Origin of the sequence: Streptococcus raffinosi (assembly GCF_030284685.1) — a bacterium.
Taxonomy (GTDB): domain Bacteria; phylum Bacillota; class Bacilli; order Lactobacillales; family Streptococcaceae; genus Streptococcus; species Streptococcus raffinosi.
Map to the genome: position 1 here is coordinate 42,811 of NZ_JASUZV010000002.1, position 18,481 is coordinate 61,291.

15 protein-coding genes are annotated in these 18,481 nt (G+C 40.9%); 13 read left to right on the plus strand and 2 right to left on the minus strand.

What is annotated here, in order from left to right:
* Positions 1 to 5: 5 nt before the first annotated feature.
* The 12 genes from QRD39_RS01685 (at position 6) to QRD39_RS01740 (ending at position 15,712) form a co-directional block, all read left to right on the plus strand.
* Complete coding sequence (locus QRD39_RS01685) at positions 6 to 701, plus strand: helix-hairpin-helix domain-containing protein (RefSeq protein ID WP_008535305.1); 696 nt, start codon at positions 6 to 8, stop codon at positions 699 to 701.
* Entirely contained in the window at positions 691 to 2,931 is a 2,241-nt protein-coding gene (locus QRD39_RS01690) for a DNA internalization-related competence protein ComEC/Rec2 (protein ID WP_285955437.1), read from the plus strand. The genes QRD39_RS01685 and QRD39_RS01690 overlap by 11 nt, the downstream gene beginning before the upstream one ends.
* A gap of 85 nt (positions 2,932 to 3,016) precedes the next feature.
* The gene (gene murA / locus QRD39_RS01695; RefSeq protein ID WP_285955438.1) at positions 3,017 to 4,279 is read left to right on the plus strand and encodes a UDP-N-acetylglucosamine 1-carboxyvinyltransferase; all 1,263 of its coding nucleotides are present in this window, start codon (positions 3,017 to 3,019) and stop codon (positions 4,277 to 4,279) included.
* Between the two features lie 65 nt (positions 4,280 to 4,344).
* Positions 4,345 to 4,890 carry a GNAT family N-acetyltransferase gene (locus QRD39_RS01700; protein ID WP_285955439.1) on the plus strand — a complete coding sequence of 182 codons (546 nt, stop codon included), beginning with the start codon at positions 4,345 to 4,347 and terminating at the stop codon, positions 4,888 to 4,890.
* Positions 4,883 to 6,163 (plus strand): CBS-HotDog domain-containing transcription factor SpxR, encoded by a 1,281-nt coding sequence (spxR, locus tag QRD39_RS01705; RefSeq protein WP_285955440.1) that lies wholly within the window; start codon positions 4,883 to 4,885, stop codon positions 6,161 to 6,163. The genes QRD39_RS01700 and spxR overlap by 8 nt, the downstream gene beginning before the upstream one ends.
* Positions 6,164 to 6,206: 43 nt before the next feature.
* Positions 6,207 to 7,067: a methionyl aminopeptidase gene (locus tag QRD39_RS01710; protein WP_021146307.1), complete on the plus strand. Its 861-nt coding sequence runs from the start codon at positions 6,207 to 6,209 to the stop codon at positions 7,065 to 7,067.
* A 1-nt stretch (position 7,068) separates the two neighbouring features.
* Complete coding sequence (locus QRD39_RS01715) at positions 7,069 to 8,028, plus strand: YihY/virulence factor BrkB family protein (protein ID WP_285955441.1); 960 nt, start codon at positions 7,069 to 7,071, stop codon at positions 8,026 to 8,028.
* 89 nt (positions 8,029 to 8,117) lie between these two features.
* Complete coding sequence (locus tag QRD39_RS01720) at positions 8,118 to 8,627, plus strand: QueT transporter family protein (RefSeq protein ID WP_037612389.1); 510 nt, start codon at positions 8,118 to 8,120, stop codon at positions 8,625 to 8,627.
* A 50-nt stretch (positions 8,628 to 8,677) separates the two neighbouring features.
* A complete protein-coding gene (gene ligA / locus QRD39_RS01725; protein WP_143567737.1) occupies positions 8,678 to 10,636 on the plus strand; it encodes an NAD-dependent DNA ligase LigA in 1,959 nt (652 codons plus the stop codon).
* A gap of 9 nt (positions 10,637 to 10,645) precedes the next feature.
* Positions 10,646 to 11,659: a diacylglycerol kinase gene (locus QRD39_RS01730; protein WP_008535295.1), complete on the plus strand. Its 1,014-nt coding sequence runs from the start codon at positions 10,646 to 10,648 to the stop codon at positions 11,657 to 11,659.
* A 1,328-nt stretch (positions 11,660 to 12,987) separates the two neighbouring features.
* Complete coding sequence (locus QRD39_RS01735) at positions 12,988 to 13,977, plus strand: helix-turn-helix transcriptional regulator (RefSeq protein ID WP_008535290.1); 990 nt, start codon at positions 12,988 to 12,990, stop codon at positions 13,975 to 13,977.
* A gap of 106 nt (positions 13,978 to 14,083) precedes the next feature.
* Positions 14,084 to 15,712, plus strand: coding sequence for a hypothetical protein (locus tag QRD39_RS01740; RefSeq protein ID WP_285955442.1), 1,629 nt, complete (start codon positions 14,084 to 14,086; stop codon positions 15,710 to 15,712).
* Between the two features lie 36 nt (positions 15,713 to 15,748).
* Here QRD39_RS01740 and QRD39_RS01745 read toward each other — a convergent pair whose 3' ends face one another.
* Positions 15,749 to 16,228: a QueT transporter family protein gene (locus QRD39_RS01745; protein WP_285955443.1), complete on the minus strand. Its 480-nt coding sequence runs from the start codon at positions 16,226 to 16,228 to the stop codon at positions 15,749 to 15,751.
* A 73-nt stretch (positions 16,229 to 16,301) separates the two neighbouring features.
* Positions 16,302 to 17,129 (minus strand): exodeoxyribonuclease III, encoded by an 828-nt coding sequence (locus tag QRD39_RS01750; RefSeq protein WP_285955444.1) that lies wholly within the window; start codon positions 17,127 to 17,129, stop codon positions 16,302 to 16,304.
* 560 nt (positions 17,130 to 17,689) lie between these two features.
* On the opposite strand from QRD39_RS01750, the gene QRD39_RS01755 reads away from it, so the two are divergent.
* Positions 17,690 to 18,358 (plus strand): DUF4767 domain-containing protein, encoded by a 669-nt coding sequence (locus QRD39_RS01755; RefSeq protein ID WP_285955445.1) that lies wholly within the window; start codon positions 17,690 to 17,692, stop codon positions 18,356 to 18,358.
* Positions 18,359 to 18,481: the final 123 nt, after the last annotated feature.

Here is an 18,481-nt window from a genome sequence, read left to right on the forward strand (position 1 = left end):
GTAGCGTGAAGAAAAAAATTCTAGCTTATGTCAAAGACAATCGTCTTTTTGTGGGGATCATCAGTGTACTCTTGGTCATTTTTTGTCTCTTCCTGTGGCTGACTTGTGGCGCTGGAAATAGCATGGAGGCGGAAACGTCTTACACAGATATTTCTGCTCTATCAACCTCGTCTTCACAGAAAAGTTCAAAAGCTCTTTCTGAAAGACCTGCTCAGTCAAAGACTGAGGCAACAGATACACCACGTGAGCAAGTAACTGTAGATGTCAAGGGGGCGGTGACAAAGCCAGGTGTGTATACGCTAAAAGCAAGTTCTCGGGTGACGGATGCTATCAAGGCAGCTGGAGGAATGACTGAGGATGCGGACGCTAAGAGTGTCAATTTGGCCGCAAGTTTGTCAGATGAAGAAGTCATTTATGTGGCGAGCAAGGACGAAAATGTATCAGTGGTAGGCCAATCTGACTCAGGTGCGGCTTCTGATAAGGGAGGGAAAACGAGTCAAAAAGATGGCAAGATTAACCTCAATACTGCGACTTCAGAGGAACTACAAACCATTTCAGGAATTGGTGCCAAACGAGCAGAAGACATTATTGCCTATCGTGAAAGTCATGGTGGCTTCCAATCTGTAGATGATTTAAAAAATGTCTCAGGAATTGGCGATAAAACTTTAGAAAAAATCAGAGAATCAATTTATGTGGCTTAAAAAGGCTCCAGTCAATCTTTTTTCCTTGGCTCTTTTGATTGCTGCCCTTTATTTTACAATTTTTGCCACTAATCCCTATGCGATTGGGGCTTTTGTCTTTCTATTGCTGTGCTTCTTTAAGCATCATTGGAAGAACACAGTATCTCTTAAATTTGTTTGCGTTATAGCTGCTTTCTTTCTAGCTTACTTTCTATTCCTGCATCATAGAGCTACTATACAAGATAAACAAGCTCCTAGTGAAATCAAACAGGTAGTATTGGTTGCAGATACAATCTCGGTGAATGGTGAGCAATTATCAGCCGTTGGTAAGACAAAGGGGCAAACCTATCAGATTTTTTACCGACTTAAGTCAGAAAGGGAGCAACATTACTTTAAGACAGTTTGTCGGACACCTGTCTTAAGGGGGAAAATTAAGTTATCACCAGCAACGGGTCAGCGTAATTTTCAAGGGTTTAATTATCAGTCTTACCTAGCTAGTCAGGGTATTTATCGTATTGCTAAGATGGAGCGCTTGGACAGTGTGGCGCCCCTAAAATCCATTTCTCCACTAACCTTTTTTCATCAACTGCGAAGGAAGGCCCTGGTTCATATTCAGACACATTTTCCTAATCCGATGAGACACTATATGACAGGCCTACTCTTTGGGTATTTGGACAAAGAGTTTGACGAGCAGAGCCAGCTCTATACTAGCTTGGGGATTATTCATCTTTTTGCACTTTCAGGCATGCAGGTGGGCTTTTTCCTAGGATGGTTTCGCTATGGTCTTTTACGTCTTGGCCTTCCTAAAGACTATCTTTTTATCATCTTAGTGCCATTTTCACTTTTTTATGGGCTAATGACAGGATGGACAGCTTCGGTACTAAGGTCCTTAATACAAAGTCTTTTGGCTGAGTTAGGTTTTAAAAAGCTTGATAATATGGGAATGACTCTACTTCTTTTATTTCTCTTCTTACCCCATTTTCTTTTAACAGTGGGAGGTATATTAAGTTGTTCTTACGCTTTCTTGTTGTGCTTATTTGATTTTGAGGAGTTGTCCTCTCTGAAGAAGTCCATCTATACAAGTCTAGTATTGAGTCTAGGAATCTTGCCATTTCTAACTTACTATTACGGGACCTTTCAACCCCTTAGTTTAGTCTTGACAGCCCTATTCTCCATACTTTTTGATAGCTTTCTCTTACCTGTCTTGACGGTTTTCTTTGCACTCTCGGGTTTTCTTGTCCTGACTCAGCTCAATCCGCTTTTTGAATGGATGGAATCCCTTTTAATTTGGATACAATCTTGGCTTGGTCAGCCATTGGTTTTAGGAAAACCCAGTCTCTTTCAGTTCGGCTTGATGATAGCCGTCTTAATTTTTCTCTCTGATTTTTGGAAAAAGCCTCAGATAAGGATTTGTCTTTTAATCGCTTTTAGTCTTTTGATGATTTGGGTCAAACATCCCTTGACTAATGAGGTAACTGTGGTAGATGTTGGTCAGGGAGATAGTATTTTTCTGAGAAGTGTAAAAGGTGAGACAGTCCTGATTGATGTAGGTGGTAAGGTGACTTTTGGCTCTAAGGAAAAATGGCAAGAGGGGAGCCAGACGAGCAATGCCGAGAAAACCTTGATTCCCTACCTGCAGGCTAGAGGAGTGTCTAGTATCGATCATTTGGTTCTTACTCATACGGATACAGATCATATTGGCGATTTGGAGGAAGTGGTTAAGCGGTTTAAGATTAAGGAAATTTGTGTCAGTCAGGGAGCCTTGACTAAGAATAGTTTTGTTAAACGCCTTCAGGAACTGAAGCGGCCAGTCCGTCCTCTAAAGGCTGGTGATAAATTGCCCATAATGGGAAATCATTTACAGGTTCTGTATCCTCAAAAAGTCGGTGATGGTGGCAATAATGACTCCATTGTCCTCTATGGAAAATTATTAGGGACTAGCTTTCTTTTTACAGGTGATTTGGAAAAAGAGGGTGAGAAGGCGTTGATAGATAGCTATCCTAATTTAAAAGTAAGTGTGCTTAAGGCTGGACACCACGGTTCAAAAGGGTCTTCGTCTGAAATGTTTTTGAACCAGATACAGCCCTCAATCGCTCTTATTTCAGCTGGCGAACATAATCGCTATAAGCATCCTAATGAGGAAACACTAGAGCGTTTTAAGGACCGAAACATTAGAGTTTTACGAACAGACCAGGATGGTGCTATACGGTTTAAGGGATGGTTCAAACTATCAAGTGAAACTGTCCGATAATTGTTTAGCTTCTTAATTTGTCATGCCCCTCAATCTATGGTAGAATTAAAAGGCTAATATTCCAGTATAAGAAAGATTGAACAGTATGCGTAAAATTATTATCAATGGGGGTAAGAAACTTCAAGGAGAAGTTACAGTATCTGGGGCTAAAAATTCGGTTGTTGCTTTAATCCCGGCCATCATTTTATCGGATGGGGTAGTGACTTTGGACGGTGTTCCAGCGATTAGTGATGTCGATAATCTAATTGAAATTATTGAGCTAATGGGTGGTTCGGTTAAGCGTGATGGCGAAACGCTTGAAATTGACCCTCGAGGCGTTAAAGATATGCCGATGCCATTTGGTAAGATTAGTAGACTCCGTGCTTCTTATTATTTCTATGGCAGCTTGATTGGTCGTTATGGTCAAGCTACAGTGGGACTTCCTGGAGGATGTGATTTAGGTCCACGTCCTATCGACCTTCACCTAAAGGCTTTTGAAGCTATGGGCGCTACGATTTCCTATGAAGCCGAGTCTATGCGTATTGCCACTGAGGCAGGTCAACGTATTAGAGGAGCTCATATCTATATGGACACCGTGAGTGTCGGAGCGACCATTAATACTATGTTGGCTGCGTCTAAGGCTCAAGGACGTACTGTTATTGAAAATGCAGCGCGTGAACCTGAGATTATTGACGTAGCTACCTTACTCAATAATATGGGAGCACATGTCCGTGGTGCTGGTACTGAGGTTATCACGATTGATGGCGTTGATAGCTTGCACGGTACTCGCCACCAAGTTATTCCAGACCGCATCGAAGCAGGTTCATACATTGCTATGGCAGCAGCAATTGGTAAGGGAATTAAGATTAAAAATGTTCTTTATGAGCATCTCGAGAGTTTCATTGCTAAGCTTGAGTCAATGGGTGTTCGCATGACAGTTGAAGAGGATTCTATCTTTGTCGAAGAACAATTTGATTTAAAACCAGTGGATATTAAGACATCACCTTATCCAGGCTTTGCGACTGATTTACAACAACCCATGACTCCCTTATTGTTGAAAGCGGGGGGCCGAGGAAAAATCATTGATACCATTTATGAAAAGCGTGTGAATCACGTTCCTGAACTTGCTCGTATGGGAGCAGATATTCAGGTGCTTGGTGGTCAAATTGTTTATAATGGTCCGACACAATTTTCTGGTGCCCAAGTCAAGGCGAGTGATTTGCGTGCAGGTGCAGCACTTGTTACAGCAGGCCTAATGGCGGACGGTCAGACTGAAATCACGAATATTGAGTATATCCTTCGTGGGTATTCAAATATCATCGAAAAACTTTCTGATCTGGGTGCAGATATTACTTTGATCGAAGATTAAGTCTAAGGTTCAATCCCTTGTGGTTGAGCCTTTTTCCATTCTTAAAACTGTGTTATAATACTTTCATGGATATATGGACTAGTCTGGGGGCTTTTGCCTTCATTGAGTCAGAACGCCTTTCTTTTAGGCCACTCATCTTTTCAGATCGATTTGACTTGCACGAAATAGTGTCAAATCCACAGAATCTACGCTTTTTCTTTCCATCAACCAAAACTCAGCTGGAGACGGATTGCCTTTTGGTCCATTATTTCATGAAAGAACCTTTGGGTGTTTGGGCCATTTTGGATAAAGAGTCGAGTAAGATGATTGGTGTTATTCGTTTTGAAAAGATAGATGTCCAGAAAAGGACTGCCGAACTTGGTTATTTTTTGAATGCCTCTTTCTGGGAACGAGGTCTAATGACGGAGGCAGTCACTTGTCTAACGGATTTAGCCTTATCAGCTATGGGAATGGAACGTATCGTTCTTATAGCCCATTTGGAAAATAAAGCATCTATTCGTGTGGCAGAAAAGTCTGGTTTTAAACTCGTGTCTCGCTTTAAAGGAGCCGATAGATACACCCGTGCCATGCGTGATTATCTCCGCTTTGAGAAGGAGGAGAATAGTGAGTAAACATCAAGAAATTCTAGATTATTTAGAGGCTCTGCCTATCGGTAAGCGTGTCAGTGTACGTAGTATTTCTAACCACTTGCAGGTGTCTGATGGAACAGCCTACCGAGCCATTAAAGAGGCTGAAAATCGAGGATTGGTAGAGACTCGGCCTCGTAGCGGTACTGTTCGAATTGAAAAGAAAGTTCAAGTACGTCTTGACAAGTTAACTTTTGCAGAGATTGCTGAGATTACAGAGTCTGAAGTTATTTCTGGTCACGAAGGTTTGGACCGTGTTTTCAGTAAATTTTACATTGGTGCCATGACTATTGAGAATATCACGCGTTATTTAACAAAGGGAGATTTGCTTATTGTTGGGGACCGTGAAGATATTCAATTATTAGCCCTCGAGCACAATAATGCTATCCTAGTAACAGGGGGATTTCAGGTTTCTGAGCGGGTTAAGGAACTTTCTCGTTTGAGACAATTTCCAGTCATGGTTACAACCTATGATACCTTTACTGTGGCAACGATGATTAACCAGGCCCTGTCAAATGTACGGATTAAAACAGATATCAAGCCAGTTGCTCAGGTTTATACAAGACGAGAAGATTACACTTACATGACTCCTGAAATGACTGTTAGGGATTATCAGAATGTGGTTAAGCGGACTAATCTCGTTCGTTTCCCGATTGTGTCTGATGACAATCAGGTTGTTGGAATTGTGACCATGCGTGATGTGGCTAACCAGCATCCAACGACCATGCTTAAAGCTATTATGACAAAACCTACGGTTACCAGACTTGAGACTAGTTTAGCGACCGTGGCTCAAAAGATGATTTTCGAAGACTATGATATGATTCCTGTTGTGGATGACGAAAAACATTATCTAGGGACGATCACCCGTCGACAGGTTTTAGAGGAACTTCAAGACAATAATCGTGGCGATTTGCACACCTTTAGCGATCAAATGATAGCTAATCTGAACCAAGACAAGCATGCCTTTAACTTTGAGGTGGAACCAACCATGATTGATAATTCTGGTAACCTTACCCAAGGTGTTCTTGCGGAGTTGGTTAAGGAAGTAGTTTATCGAATCATGGAAAAACAGGCGCAGAAGGGCTTAGTGATTGAAGAGATGATGTTTTACTTTCTTCAAGCGGCTCAGATTGATGATAAGGTAACGATTACCCCGAGTATTATTGCTGAGACCAGACGTAGAGCCCATCTGGACCTTATGGTTACTCATGGGAATCATACCGTCTGCAAATCAGTTGTTGTGGTTAAGAAAACATAGTAATGAATAAAAAATAAAAGATATAAAGAAAACGGAGAAAACAATGATTACATTAAAATCAGCACGTGAAATTGAAGCAATGGATAAGGCAGGAGATTTTCTTGCCAGCATCCACATTGGTCTACGTGACCTCTTGAAACCAGGAGTGGATATGTGGGAAGTAGAAGAGTATGTGCGTCGTCGCTGTAAAGAAGAAAATGTTCTTCCTCTTCAAATTGGAGTTGAAGGAAGCGTTATGGATTATCCTTATGCTACTTGTTGTTCCCTTAATGATGAAGTAGCACACGCCTTTCCACGTCACTATACTTTGAAAGATGGCGACCTTTTGAAAGTTGATATGGTCTTGTCAGAACCTCTTGACAAATCCATTCTTGATGTATCAAAATTGAACTTTGACAATGTTGCTCAAGTTAAAAAATACACAGAATCTTACACTGGTGGTTTGGCTGACTCATGTTGGGCTTATGCGATTGGGACACCTTCTGATGAAGTTAAAAACCTTATGGAAGTAACTCGTGAGGCTATGTACCTTGGTATTGAACAAGCGGTAGTTGGTAACCGTATCGGTGATATCGGTGCAGCTATTCAAGAATATGCTGAAAGTCGTGGTTACGGGGTTGTTCGTGATTTGGTTGGACATGGTGTTGGACCAACAATGCACGAAGAACCAATGGTTCCTAATTATGGGGTAGCTGGACGTGGTCTCCGCCTTAAAGAAGGAATGGTCTTGACCATCGAGCCAATGATTAACACAGGAACTTGGGAAATTGATACAGACCTTAAAACGGGTTGGGCACATAAAACGCTTGATGGCGGTCTTTCCTGCCAATACGAACACCAATTTGTGATTACCAAAGATGGTCCAGTCATTTTGACTTCTCAAGGCCAAGAAAGAACTTATTAGTATGAAACGACAAGGCATAATGGCCCGTCTCCTAGATAGGCTTCAATGGCGACCTTTGCAGGTCTACCTTAGACATTATCGTAGTGCAGAGGTAGATATTTCTACCATTGCCGTGGCTTATTATTTGATTTTGACGGTCTTTCCGCTCATTGTCATTGCAGCCAATGTCTTTCCCTATCTGAATATTGATACCACTGATCTCTTGAATTTTATGAGTGAGCATCTTCCCAAGCAGTTTTATGCTCCTGCAGCCAATGTTGTCAAGGATGTCTTCTCCACACCTTCTGGACAATTATTGGGAGTAGCCTCTTTGACAGGATTTTGGACCATGATTAAGTCCTTATCATCACTTCAAAAGGCCATTAATAAGGTATATGGTGCCTCAGAACACCGAGACGTCTTTATCAGTCATATTATCGGTGGACTCTTGAGTTTGGTTATCTTGTTTTTGTTGACCTTTGCGCTTATGTTATCTACAATTGTTCAGTCGGTCCTCCGAGTCATCAATCAGACCTATCCTATTGGGTCTGACCTGACTCAACTGATTTTGAATAGTATTCAGCCCTTGAGCGTTGCAGTGGTATTTCTGGGAGTCATGGTACTTTATTTTATTCTTCCGAATGTGAAGATTCGAAAAATTCGTTATATCATGCCGGGGACTATTTTTACAACCTTGGTGATTGGGTATTTGAGCAATTTGTTTGGGACCTATGTGATTCGTACGCTGAGTCGATTGGTTGATATCAAGTTATTCGGGTCAATTATGATCTTCGTCTTCATGCTTTGGTTTATCTTTTTAGCAAGGATTTTGATTCTGGGGGCTATTTTTAACGCAACCTATCAGGAACTTAAACAAGGTGAACTACACAGCCGAAGAGGAGATGTGCTTACCATTATTCATAGTTTTTCAGGAGATGGTAATGGTAGCACAAAACACAAAAAAGACGAGGACAATTCTTAGATGCTAAAGAGAGCTTGGCGAGGTCCAGGCTCTTTTGGCGGGAATGAGTTCTTGTCAAAGAAAAAAATAGAGAGATTGTAGAGGAAAAAATGAAAAATCAAACTATTCGTGATTTAACTCATATTGCTATTGTGGCAGCACTTTATGTGGTCTTGACCATTGTGCCACCTTTTAATCTGATTTCGTATGGTCCATACCAGTTTCGAATTGCAGAAATGTTTAATCTTTTGGGATTTTATAATCGCAAGTATATCATTGCTGTGACCTTGGGATGTTTGATTGCCAACTTCTTTAGTTTTAACATGATTGATGTGGTCGTTGGTAGTCTCTCAACCTTGGTTTTTGTCGGCTCAGGTGTCCATTTCTTTGACCGCTTTAAGAATCAAGATATTTTTGGAGGTCTTTTTGACAAGGCCCAGGTCTATTTTGCCCTTTATTTTTCATTCTTCATGGTGACTATTGCTGCTGAGTTGACCTTGGTGGCTCATGCTCCGTTTTGGGCAACTTGGTTCTCTGTAGCTATGGGAGAATTGGCTTCACTCTTGGTCGGTGCCATTCTTATCAAAAAATTAGCCAAAGTGATTGATTTTGTTTCCTAAATTAACGTCTGTAAAGGCGTTTTTTGTTGCTTTTATGATAAAATGTTCCTATGGAAAAACGAATGAAAGAGCTGGTTGCCAAACTTAACCAGTATGCAAAAGAGTATTATACTGAAGATGATCCCTCGGTATCAGATGCCGAGTATGATAAGCTCTATCGTGAACTTGTAGCTTTAGAGGCTGAGCACCCCGAGCTTGTTCAAGCAGATAGTCCGACTCATCGTGTGGGAGGTTTGGTCCTTGATGGTTTTGAGAAATACCAACATGAGTATCCCCTTTATAGTTTGCAGGATGCTTTTTCTCGAGAAGAACTGGATACCTTTGATAAGAGAGTTAAGGACGAATTTCCTAATGCTGATTATATGGCTGAACTCAAAATCGATGGTCTTTCTATCTCGTTGACCTATGTGAATGGTATTCTACAAGTCGGTGCGACACGTGGTGATGGTTCAGTTGGTGAAAATATCACTGAAAATGTCAAGCGTATCTCAGATATTCCACTGAAGTTGGATCAACCGCTTAATATTACTGTGCGTGGGGAATGTTATTTGCCACGTGCTGAATTTGAACGCATCAATACCCAACGCCAAGAAAATGGTGAGGCAGAATTTGCCAATCCTCGTAACGCTGCTGCAGGAACCCTTCGTCAATTGGATACTAAAGTGGTGGCTGAGCGTCGTTTGGCGACTTTCCTTTATCAGGAAGCCAGTCCGACGGAACGCTTGACGCAAAATGATGTCTTGAATGAGGTAACAGAACTTGGTTTTTCAGTCAATCCACGTCGTATTGTCACTTCATCGATGGATGAGATTTGGGACTTTATTCAAGCTGTCGGTCAGGATCGTGACCACTTGGCCTACGACATTGATGGTGTTGTCATTAAGGTCAATAGTTTGGCCATGCAAGAAGAACTAGGCTTTACAGTTAAAGCACCACGTTGGGCTATTGCTTATAAATTTCCGGCTGAGGAGAAGGAAGCAGAGCTTCTCTCAGTGGACTGGCAAGTGGGTCGTACGGGTGTAGTAACGCCGACGGCTAATTTGACGCCGGTACAATTGGCAGGGACCACAGTTAGCCGAGCCACCCTTCACAATGTGGATTATATTGCTGAAAAAGATATTCGCATTGGTGATACTGTTATTGTCTACAAGGCAGGTGATATTATCCCTGCTGTACTCCGTGTAGTAGAAAGTAAGCGTACGACACAGGAACCGATGGAAGTGCCGACGCAATGTCCATCTTGTGGCAGTGGTCTCTTGCATTTTGAAGATGAAGTTGCCCTTCGTTGTATCAATCCTTCTTGTCCTGCTCAGATCAAAGAAGGCCTGATTCATTTTGCCTCCCGTGATGCCATGAACATCGCAGGTATGGGACCTTCAGTGGTTGACAAGCTCTTTCAAGCTGAATTGGTAAAGGATGTGGCTGATATCTATGGATTGAACAGCCAGGATTTCCTCCAGCTAGAAGGCTTCAAGGAAAAATCTGCCGAGAAACTTTATGCTGCCATTCAAACGTCAAAAGAAAACTCTGCTGAGAAATTACTCTATGGCTTGGGCATTCGTCATGTCGGTGCTAAAGTAAGTAAGCAGTTGCTGGAAGCTTTTGAAACGATCAAGGATTTGGCAAGCGCTGATGTTGAGGCCATTGCAGCTGTCGATGGATTAGGGGAGGTTATCGCCAAGTCTATTCAACGTTATTTCGTTAAGGAGGAGGTTAAAGTTCTTTTGAAAGAACTAGAATCCTATGGCATTAATATGGTCTATCTTGGGCAAAAAGTTGCAGACGATGCCATTTTGTCTGGAAAGACGGTCGTTTTGACAGGTAAATTGGAACATCTTAAACGTAGCGAAGCAAAAGCAAAACTAGAGGCCTTAGGTGCCAAGGTGACAGGATCTGTCTCTAAGAAAACAGATTTAGTGGTTGCAGGTAGTGATGCTGGAAGTAAGTTGGAAAAAGCACAAAGCCTAGGCATTGATGTAGTGGATGAGGCTTGGTTGCTGAATTTATAGGAGTTCAATATGAAACAAAAACGTGCCCGCTTAATTTATAATCCAACATCTGGGCAAGAAATTATGAAGAAAAATGTTGCTGAGGTATTGGATATTTTGGAAGGTGCTGGTTTTGAAACGTCAGCTTTTCAAACAACACCAGATGAAAACTCAGCCAAAAATGAGGCCACTCGTGCCGCTAAAGCAGGTTTCGACTTGGTTATTGCTGCCGGTGGTGATGGAACGATTAACGAAGTGGTTTCTGGGATTGCTCCGCTCAAAATGCGCCCACAAATGGCAGTGATTCCAACAGGAACAACGAATGACTTTGCGCGTGCTTTGAAGATTCCAAGAGGGAATCCTGTTGAAGCAGCCAAAGTCATTGCCAAAAAACAAACCCTGCAGATGGACATTGGTCGTGCCTATGATGATAAATACTTCATCAACATTGCGGCTGCAGGTTCCTTTACCGAATTAACCTATAGTGTGCCTAGTCGATTGAAGACGGTCCTTGGTTACTTGGCTTATCTGGTTAAAGGAGCTGAGCTGTTGCCTCAAGTTAAGAAGGTTCCAGTTCGCATTACACATGATGAGGGCGTCTTTGAAGGTGGCATTTCTATGATTTTCGTTGCCCTGACCAATTCGGTCGGTGGTTTTGAAACGATTGCTCCGGATGCTAAACTGGATGATGGTAAATTTACCCTAATCATGGTTAAAACAGCCAACCTTTTTGAGCTGGTTGACCTTATTCGACAGGTTCTTCAAGGTGGAAAACACATCTATGATAAGAGAGTTGCTTATATCAAAACCAGTTCGCTAGATATCGAGCCCTTAGGTGAAGATCGTATGATGATTAATCTCGATGGAGAATATGGTGGAGACGCCCCTATTCATCTGCAAAATCTTAAGAATCACATTGAATTCTATGCAAATATTGATGAAATCTCTGACGATGCCATCACGCTTCCTGACACCGATGAATTGGCTCTCGAAGCCATCGCACAAAAATTCAGTAGCGAAGCTGAAAAAATTGAAAATGATTAAATGACAGACAGAATTTCGGTTTATGCTAACTTCGATTGTAAAGCAAGGATTTATTGCAAATCATGTGTCGCCTTCTTAGTTTTTGACACATTTAAATCGTCTGTCTACCTTCTAAAGCAACCTGCTTCAGGTTGCTTTTTTAGTATTTCTATAGAAAATAACGTTTTCATTTGTTACAATAGTAAAAACCAGTAAATTTTTCTGGAGTGTATCTTGGGGAGGGGTGAGAAGCTTAATAAGGAAAAGGACAGTCATTTCAATGATAATGACATAATAAAGAGTGAGAATTCTTTTGAGTCGGCTTTTAGTGACAAAGGACCTGAGTTCGAGTCTGCTTTTCAGGAGGAAAAAGCTGAAAAGCGGTATGTCTTTCTCACTTTTGTTTCTCCAATGATACTTTTACTCGTAAGCTTGGTATCAGCTATTTTATCTTGAAAGCATCAGCCAGTAATCTTGTATTTAGCTGTGATTATTGCCTGCTTCGTGCTTTCTATCATTATCCTCAGGCTAGGGCTAAAACTGAGAAGGTTTCTCTGGGCGTCCATTGTTCTTGCATTGATTGGACTAACATTCATTGCCACTTTGGGCGGTTCTATTTATCGAGAAACCATGAAAAAATACAGGGTGATTCAGTAGGCATCTCAGTCGGAGAATAAAGCTGATAGTGATAATCCTCAGGATTACGAAGATGTGTCTGCGGCTTATAACTGGACTGAGGAAGATTTTGAGAATTTGAAGCCTAAGAAAGATACCCTGCGCTCAATTTTTAACGCCACGGTAAGGCAAAATATGTCGAGCTGGAGTCCAGTGGTTTAAAGGTAGAATATAGCCGGGGAGATGAAAAAGAGTATATTGATCTCACTTTTGTCAAAAATAAAGAAGGTCAATATGTTTATGATGGTGGAACAGCGACTTATCCACCTGATGGCGTCACGGTAGTTGATAATTATAGTAGTGACTGGACAAAAGAACAGCTTAATCGGTTACGTACTAAAGACCAAGAAATTTTTGGGCCAGCAACACCCTTGTCTGAGGTAGTGAGGGAACACCCTCAGGCAGACAGTGCTCAGAGGTGCATAAGTCTGCATTCTTCAGGAGCTATGCATAAGACAGTTGATCTTGATTATACTGATCAGAATAGCTCAATTGAGAAAGCAAAATTTTTAAGACTATCTTTTGAGTACAATGAGGAGAAGAAGGATTATTATCTGAGTTATAATTCTGCTTCTCGTTACTCTTGGTGAGGGACTTATGATAATGAAATAATTATTCATTAGACAGCAATTTTTTTAGTAATAAGAGATTCAATTATAAAGGGGGATTTTATAATGACAGCATCAAAAACCAAACGTCTCTTGTATTTTATGTCCGAATTGGAAAAGGGAAATGACATTTCAAAAACGGACTATCTGGCTCGCTTTGGCATTAGCGAGCGTACACTTAAAGAGGATGTTAGCGAACTTAAGGACAATTTGTCAGAGCTACGTCCTAATATGAAAGTAAAATATTCTAGGAAATATGGTTCCTACCATGCCCAATATGAGCAAGGATATGGTAATCTGAAATATAATCAAGCAGTTATCTTGTCTAAAATTCTTTTGGAGAGTCGTGCCCTTCGAAAAGATGAGGTATCAGAAATTATTAACATCTTTGTTGAGAGGGCTGTAGATGACAAGGAACGCAGACGTATCAAGCAATTGACTGAGTTAGAGCTAGATAGTTATCAAGAATTGAAGATTTATCAAAATCAAGATAAGTCACTCTTACCAGCTATTTCAGCGATTTTTGATGCCATTGTGGACCAACGGCCCTTGGCTTTCAGTTATCGTAAACCTGGAGAAAAAGTGGAGGAATATAAGGTCTTTCCGATTTCTGTTATCTTCGACAACCACTATTTTTACTGTATTTCCTATAAATTGGATGATAACTTTACCTGTGATTATCAGTTCTCTGAAATCCGTTATTTCCGTGTGGATCGTTTCCAGACTATTCATAAATCGGAAAATAAGGTCGCATTCACGCTTAGTCCAGAGCAAGAGGATCGTTTGATTACAGACGAGCAAGTGCGCTATCAGGCTTTCTCAATGCTTTCGGGAAATGAATGGGTTCGCATTACTTTTGAATATACGGGTCTCTACCGTGATGTCTTGGAGTCTGATATTCCCAAACTAAATCTTCTTGAAGAGACGACTAATGACGGTGTTGACAAGGTTCGCTATGAGATTGAAACCTTTAGTTTATTGGGTTTCCAAAAGTATATCCAACGTTTTGATGGAGATTTCGTTTTTCTAAAGATTGAAACAATAGATAACAAGTGAAAAAGGTTTTCAGGCGACTGAAAGCCTTTTTGTTTAGGACAAGGAGATTCTATTTGTGTTAAAATAGATTTGTGGAAACGCTATCATTTTCATAAGGAGGGAAAGTATGAAAGAAAAGAAAAAAGAAATGCAAAGACAGGTTATGACTCTCTTGGGGATTTTGATTTTTGCCTTTGTCAATGTGTTTATCTTTGATGATAAGATGGGCGCTGGATTTTCTGCCTTTTCAACCATTACCCTGATGAGTATCGGACTATTGTCTAAGCGCACCAGCCTGCGAGTTTTGGCCATTATTTCCTATCTTATCAATGTTGTTGCGGCTATTTTTGGTTTCAATTATGTTGGTTTTCTAACAGCCGTTCAGGCTATTGAACTTATTTTCGTCATTTGGTATCTTTACCCACGTGACAGTTTTTTAGGACGGGATATAACGGATAAGTACACCTACCGTTTTCGTTGGATTCACCTGCTTCTCACTATTTTAGTGTCGATTGGAGGCTATATTGTCTTTGCGGTTGTCTCTAGTATTTGGAATGGTTCTTTCTTGGAATATGGTGGGAACACAGCCCTTATCTTTGCCATGCAATATTTGCTTTTTATAAGTATCACTAAGTCACGGCAGGACGAACCGACTAAGATTGCTCATTATTTTCAGAAGGAGCGCCGTACGAGGGAAATGAAGGTGGCAATAGAAGCTGAACGTTTGGCCAAAGAGAGAGCTCTTGCAAGGGCTTTTGAGGTACCTCTGAAGGCTCCTAGTCAAACAGCTGAAAAATTTGGTAGTAACATAATCAAATTCGCTTCCGTTTGGCTTTTGGTGATGGATATGTCCATTTTGGCTTATTTCTTCCGTCCCAATGATGTTGGTTTCGGTTTTGGTGCTTTCTTTGTTCTCTTGACCATTGTCTTGTCTTTGATTTTCAAATCGGAGGAAGACAAGGAGGATGTTTTCTCTATCATCTACCACAAGATTCGTCCTATCCAACCTATTTTCTTCATTCTGCTCTTGATTGCTCACGCCCATAAGTTTAGCTACGGTGCTGCTTACGCTCTCTTGTTCTCAGCTGCTTATTTCTTCTGGGCAGTCAATAAGATTAATATGAAGACCCTCTTGACCTTTACGGTTGTCATTTATTTTTTCCCAGTCTTTGGTTACCTTTCTAACCCTTACCGACTCGGTGCTGAAAACCTTAAGATGGTGGGTGAATTGGTGACAGATCGTAATAAGTCCAATACCTTTTATGTTGGCTATTATTGGTCACTTCTAGGATTGCAGGATGATGGTGAGTATGAAGGTGTGCCTCTGTCTTGGCAGGCTGCTAAGTTTGTAAATACTGAGATTTTATCTGGTAATGAGAGTAAAACCTCAGGTTTTTTCTATGAAAATAATCATGGCGACTATATCTATGATTTACACCTAGCCAATAACAAGGGGACAATTAAGGTAACAACGGGTTCTGGAAAGGCTAAAAAAGAATTCCAATTCATGGACTTTGGCAGAACCTATTATAAGTATGAAAAATTGAAAAAATCGGATAACCAAAAGCGTTACAAAAATTTTTATGAGGTAGGCACTGTTACAACTGACTTGGGAACCTATAATCTTTATCTCGAAATGGACCAAGATTGGGTTGATGACTATCAAAAAGACCCAACTAATGTTAACTACCGTTTACTTATCTTTGGCGACAAACTCACACCAAAAGAAGCTTACGAAAGAGCATATCATTACTAAACAAAAATATCTCTGCACATTGCAGAGATATTTTTGTTAGTCTTTGTATCCACGTTTGGATAACTCTCTTACAAGGACAGCTCCCAAGATTGACGGTACTAATTGTCCTAGGAGGAGATTGAAAACGAGAGCAAGATAAGGAAGTTTGAGCAAGGCACTAAGCCAGATTGGCACCACTAAGGATGGAATGAGTAGGATTGGGAGAATGATAAACCAGCTAGACAGCTTAGCTTTACGGATGAGATAGATGCTACCAGTTGCTAGAAAGCTGGCAAAGAATCCCCCGACAACATCAATCAATCCTAGACCACCAAATGAGTTAGCAATAGCATTAGCGAGACTGAGGGGAACAACCAAAAATGGGAAAATATAGGTTAATCCATATAGAGCAGTGGCCAGACGCATTTGGACAGCACCAAAGGAAATGGCTTGTGACACAAAGAGAATAGCGATGTAAAGAGCCATGATAATAGCTGACAGAACGAGTTTTTGAGTGGTATTCAGTTTAGTTTTCATTAGTTCTCCTTAATTGGGCATAGTAAAAGAGTAGTAGTTCTACTCTTTTTAGGGATTTAGGTCTAGAGTTATTTTATAAGTCAATCTCTAAGACAATAGGTGTGTGGTCTTGGCGATCACCAGAGTCAATCATGTCTGATTTTGTGACCTTATTGGCAATACGGTTTGAAGTTAACCAGTAGTCGATTCTCCAGCCTGTATTGTTGATTTTAGATGTTTTGCTACGTTGGGCCCACCATGTATAGGCTCCTGTAACGTCGCCATTGAGGTGACGGTAGGTATCTGTGAAACCTTTGGCAAGGAGGTTGGTGAAGCCAGCACGTTCTTCATCTGTAAATCCTGGTGAACGACGATTACTTGAAGGATTGGCCAAGTCGATTTCCTTGTGGGCAACATTATAGTCGCCAGTCGCAAGGACTGGTTTCTGGGCGTCCAATTCAGCTAGGTAATCCGCATATTTTTCATCCCAGATTTGACGTTCAAGCAGACGTTTGAGGCCATCGCCAGCGTTTGGTGTGTAGACCTGTGTCACAAAGAAATTGTCAAATTCGAGAGTGATGATGCGCCCTTCACAGTCCATAGTTGAAGGCGCCCCAATTTCAGGATAAGTAATGACTGGTGTCAATTCTTTTTTATACAAGAACATGGTTCCAGCATAACCTTTACGGGCGGGTTCAACAGATGAACGCCAAGTATTGTCATAGTCAGGAAAGTAGTCTTCCAAGATTTGCAGATGCTTTTTGGTAGGACCTTTAGCAGATAATTTTGTCTCTTGAATAGCAATGATGTCTGCATTTTCAGCGACCAAGGTATCGATGACTGCGCGTGATAATTGAGCGCGTGCAGAATCACTAGTAAGAGCGGCATTTAGGGAATCAATATTCCAAGAAATTAATTTCATGTGTACAGTTTCCTTCTTTGGATTTTTCTTATCTATTGTAGCAGAAAATAAGATGTCAGGCGAGTTATGGGATTGTTAAGAACAACTTGGAGGAGTATAATTATCTTAGATTGAGAGGTGATAATCAATGAAAAAACAAACACGCATTTATGGTTTCTTTTGGGTTCTCTTTTTGTTACAAATCATTCTTACAATCATGATTTGGTGGTCACAGGGGCTAGTGCTTCCTCTGGTCGTTTTTCCGGGGCTGAGTTTCTGCTTCCTGCTTTATTTAAGGTACCTCTTAGGCTACAGCCTTAATCAGTCTCCTTCAGAACCCTTATTTGTCCTCCGTAGGATTGGCCTTGGGACCGGTTTAAATCCTAGGAATCCACTAGGCTATAAGATTAGTATCCTACTAGTCATGGGTGTTTTGATTTTCCTCTTTTGTCTGAATCTGTTCGCTCTTCTAAATCCTTAATCGTCTTGTTAACAGCAAGTTTCATATCCTTAACACTATTGTCATCAAAGGCATTCTATGATAGGATGAAAGGTGAAATGATAAAGAGAAGAGGAAAATCATGCGAAAGCTGTCAGAAGCAGAATGGATAAGCCGTTTTGAGCAAGTTCAGGGACGTAAGCCAAAACCTGATGAGATCCAATTAGCCTATCAATCTGGACTTATTGAAGTCTCGAAAAATTACAATTATATCTATATTCTTCTGGGCTCTCTATTAGCAATTGTCGTTGCCATAGGAATTAGTCTGATTTCAGGGACAACACATCAACAGTCTGAGGGACCTTCTACAATGGCTAGCACGCTTTTCGCATCAACGGGAATATCAAGTGACAATTCTAGTGCTTCGGCGAGTGAAAATCCACGTTGGACCAATGATAAAGGAAGTCGTCTTGCTAATTTAATGGTTTCTTGGGGTAACCAGATGAATCAACCTGGTTATCAGGAAATTACCAAAGAAGCCTCCACTATTCCTATCCATTGGGGGTCAGACCGTGATCAGGTTGTGGACGCAACCTATGCTGCAAATGGGAATAGCAGTTCTGAGTACACTATTGTTTCAGTATATGAGCGTTGGCAGGGGACGACCGTTCACCGTTATTTCTTCTCCATAAAAAGAGATGGAACACCAGTTGTTCTGTATTCATCAACTACTAATGGTAGCATTTACTACGTCAAAGAAACAGGAAATGAAAATCTCAAATCAGCATACGCCGATATTGTCAGCAACTAAAAAACTAGATTTCCAATTGGAAACCTAGTTTTTTAGTGTGAAGAAAGTCAAGATGAGAAAACTCTAAGTACCACCTGCCTAGTTAGAGTTACATATCTTTGATATTCACTTTTCTAAGTAGTG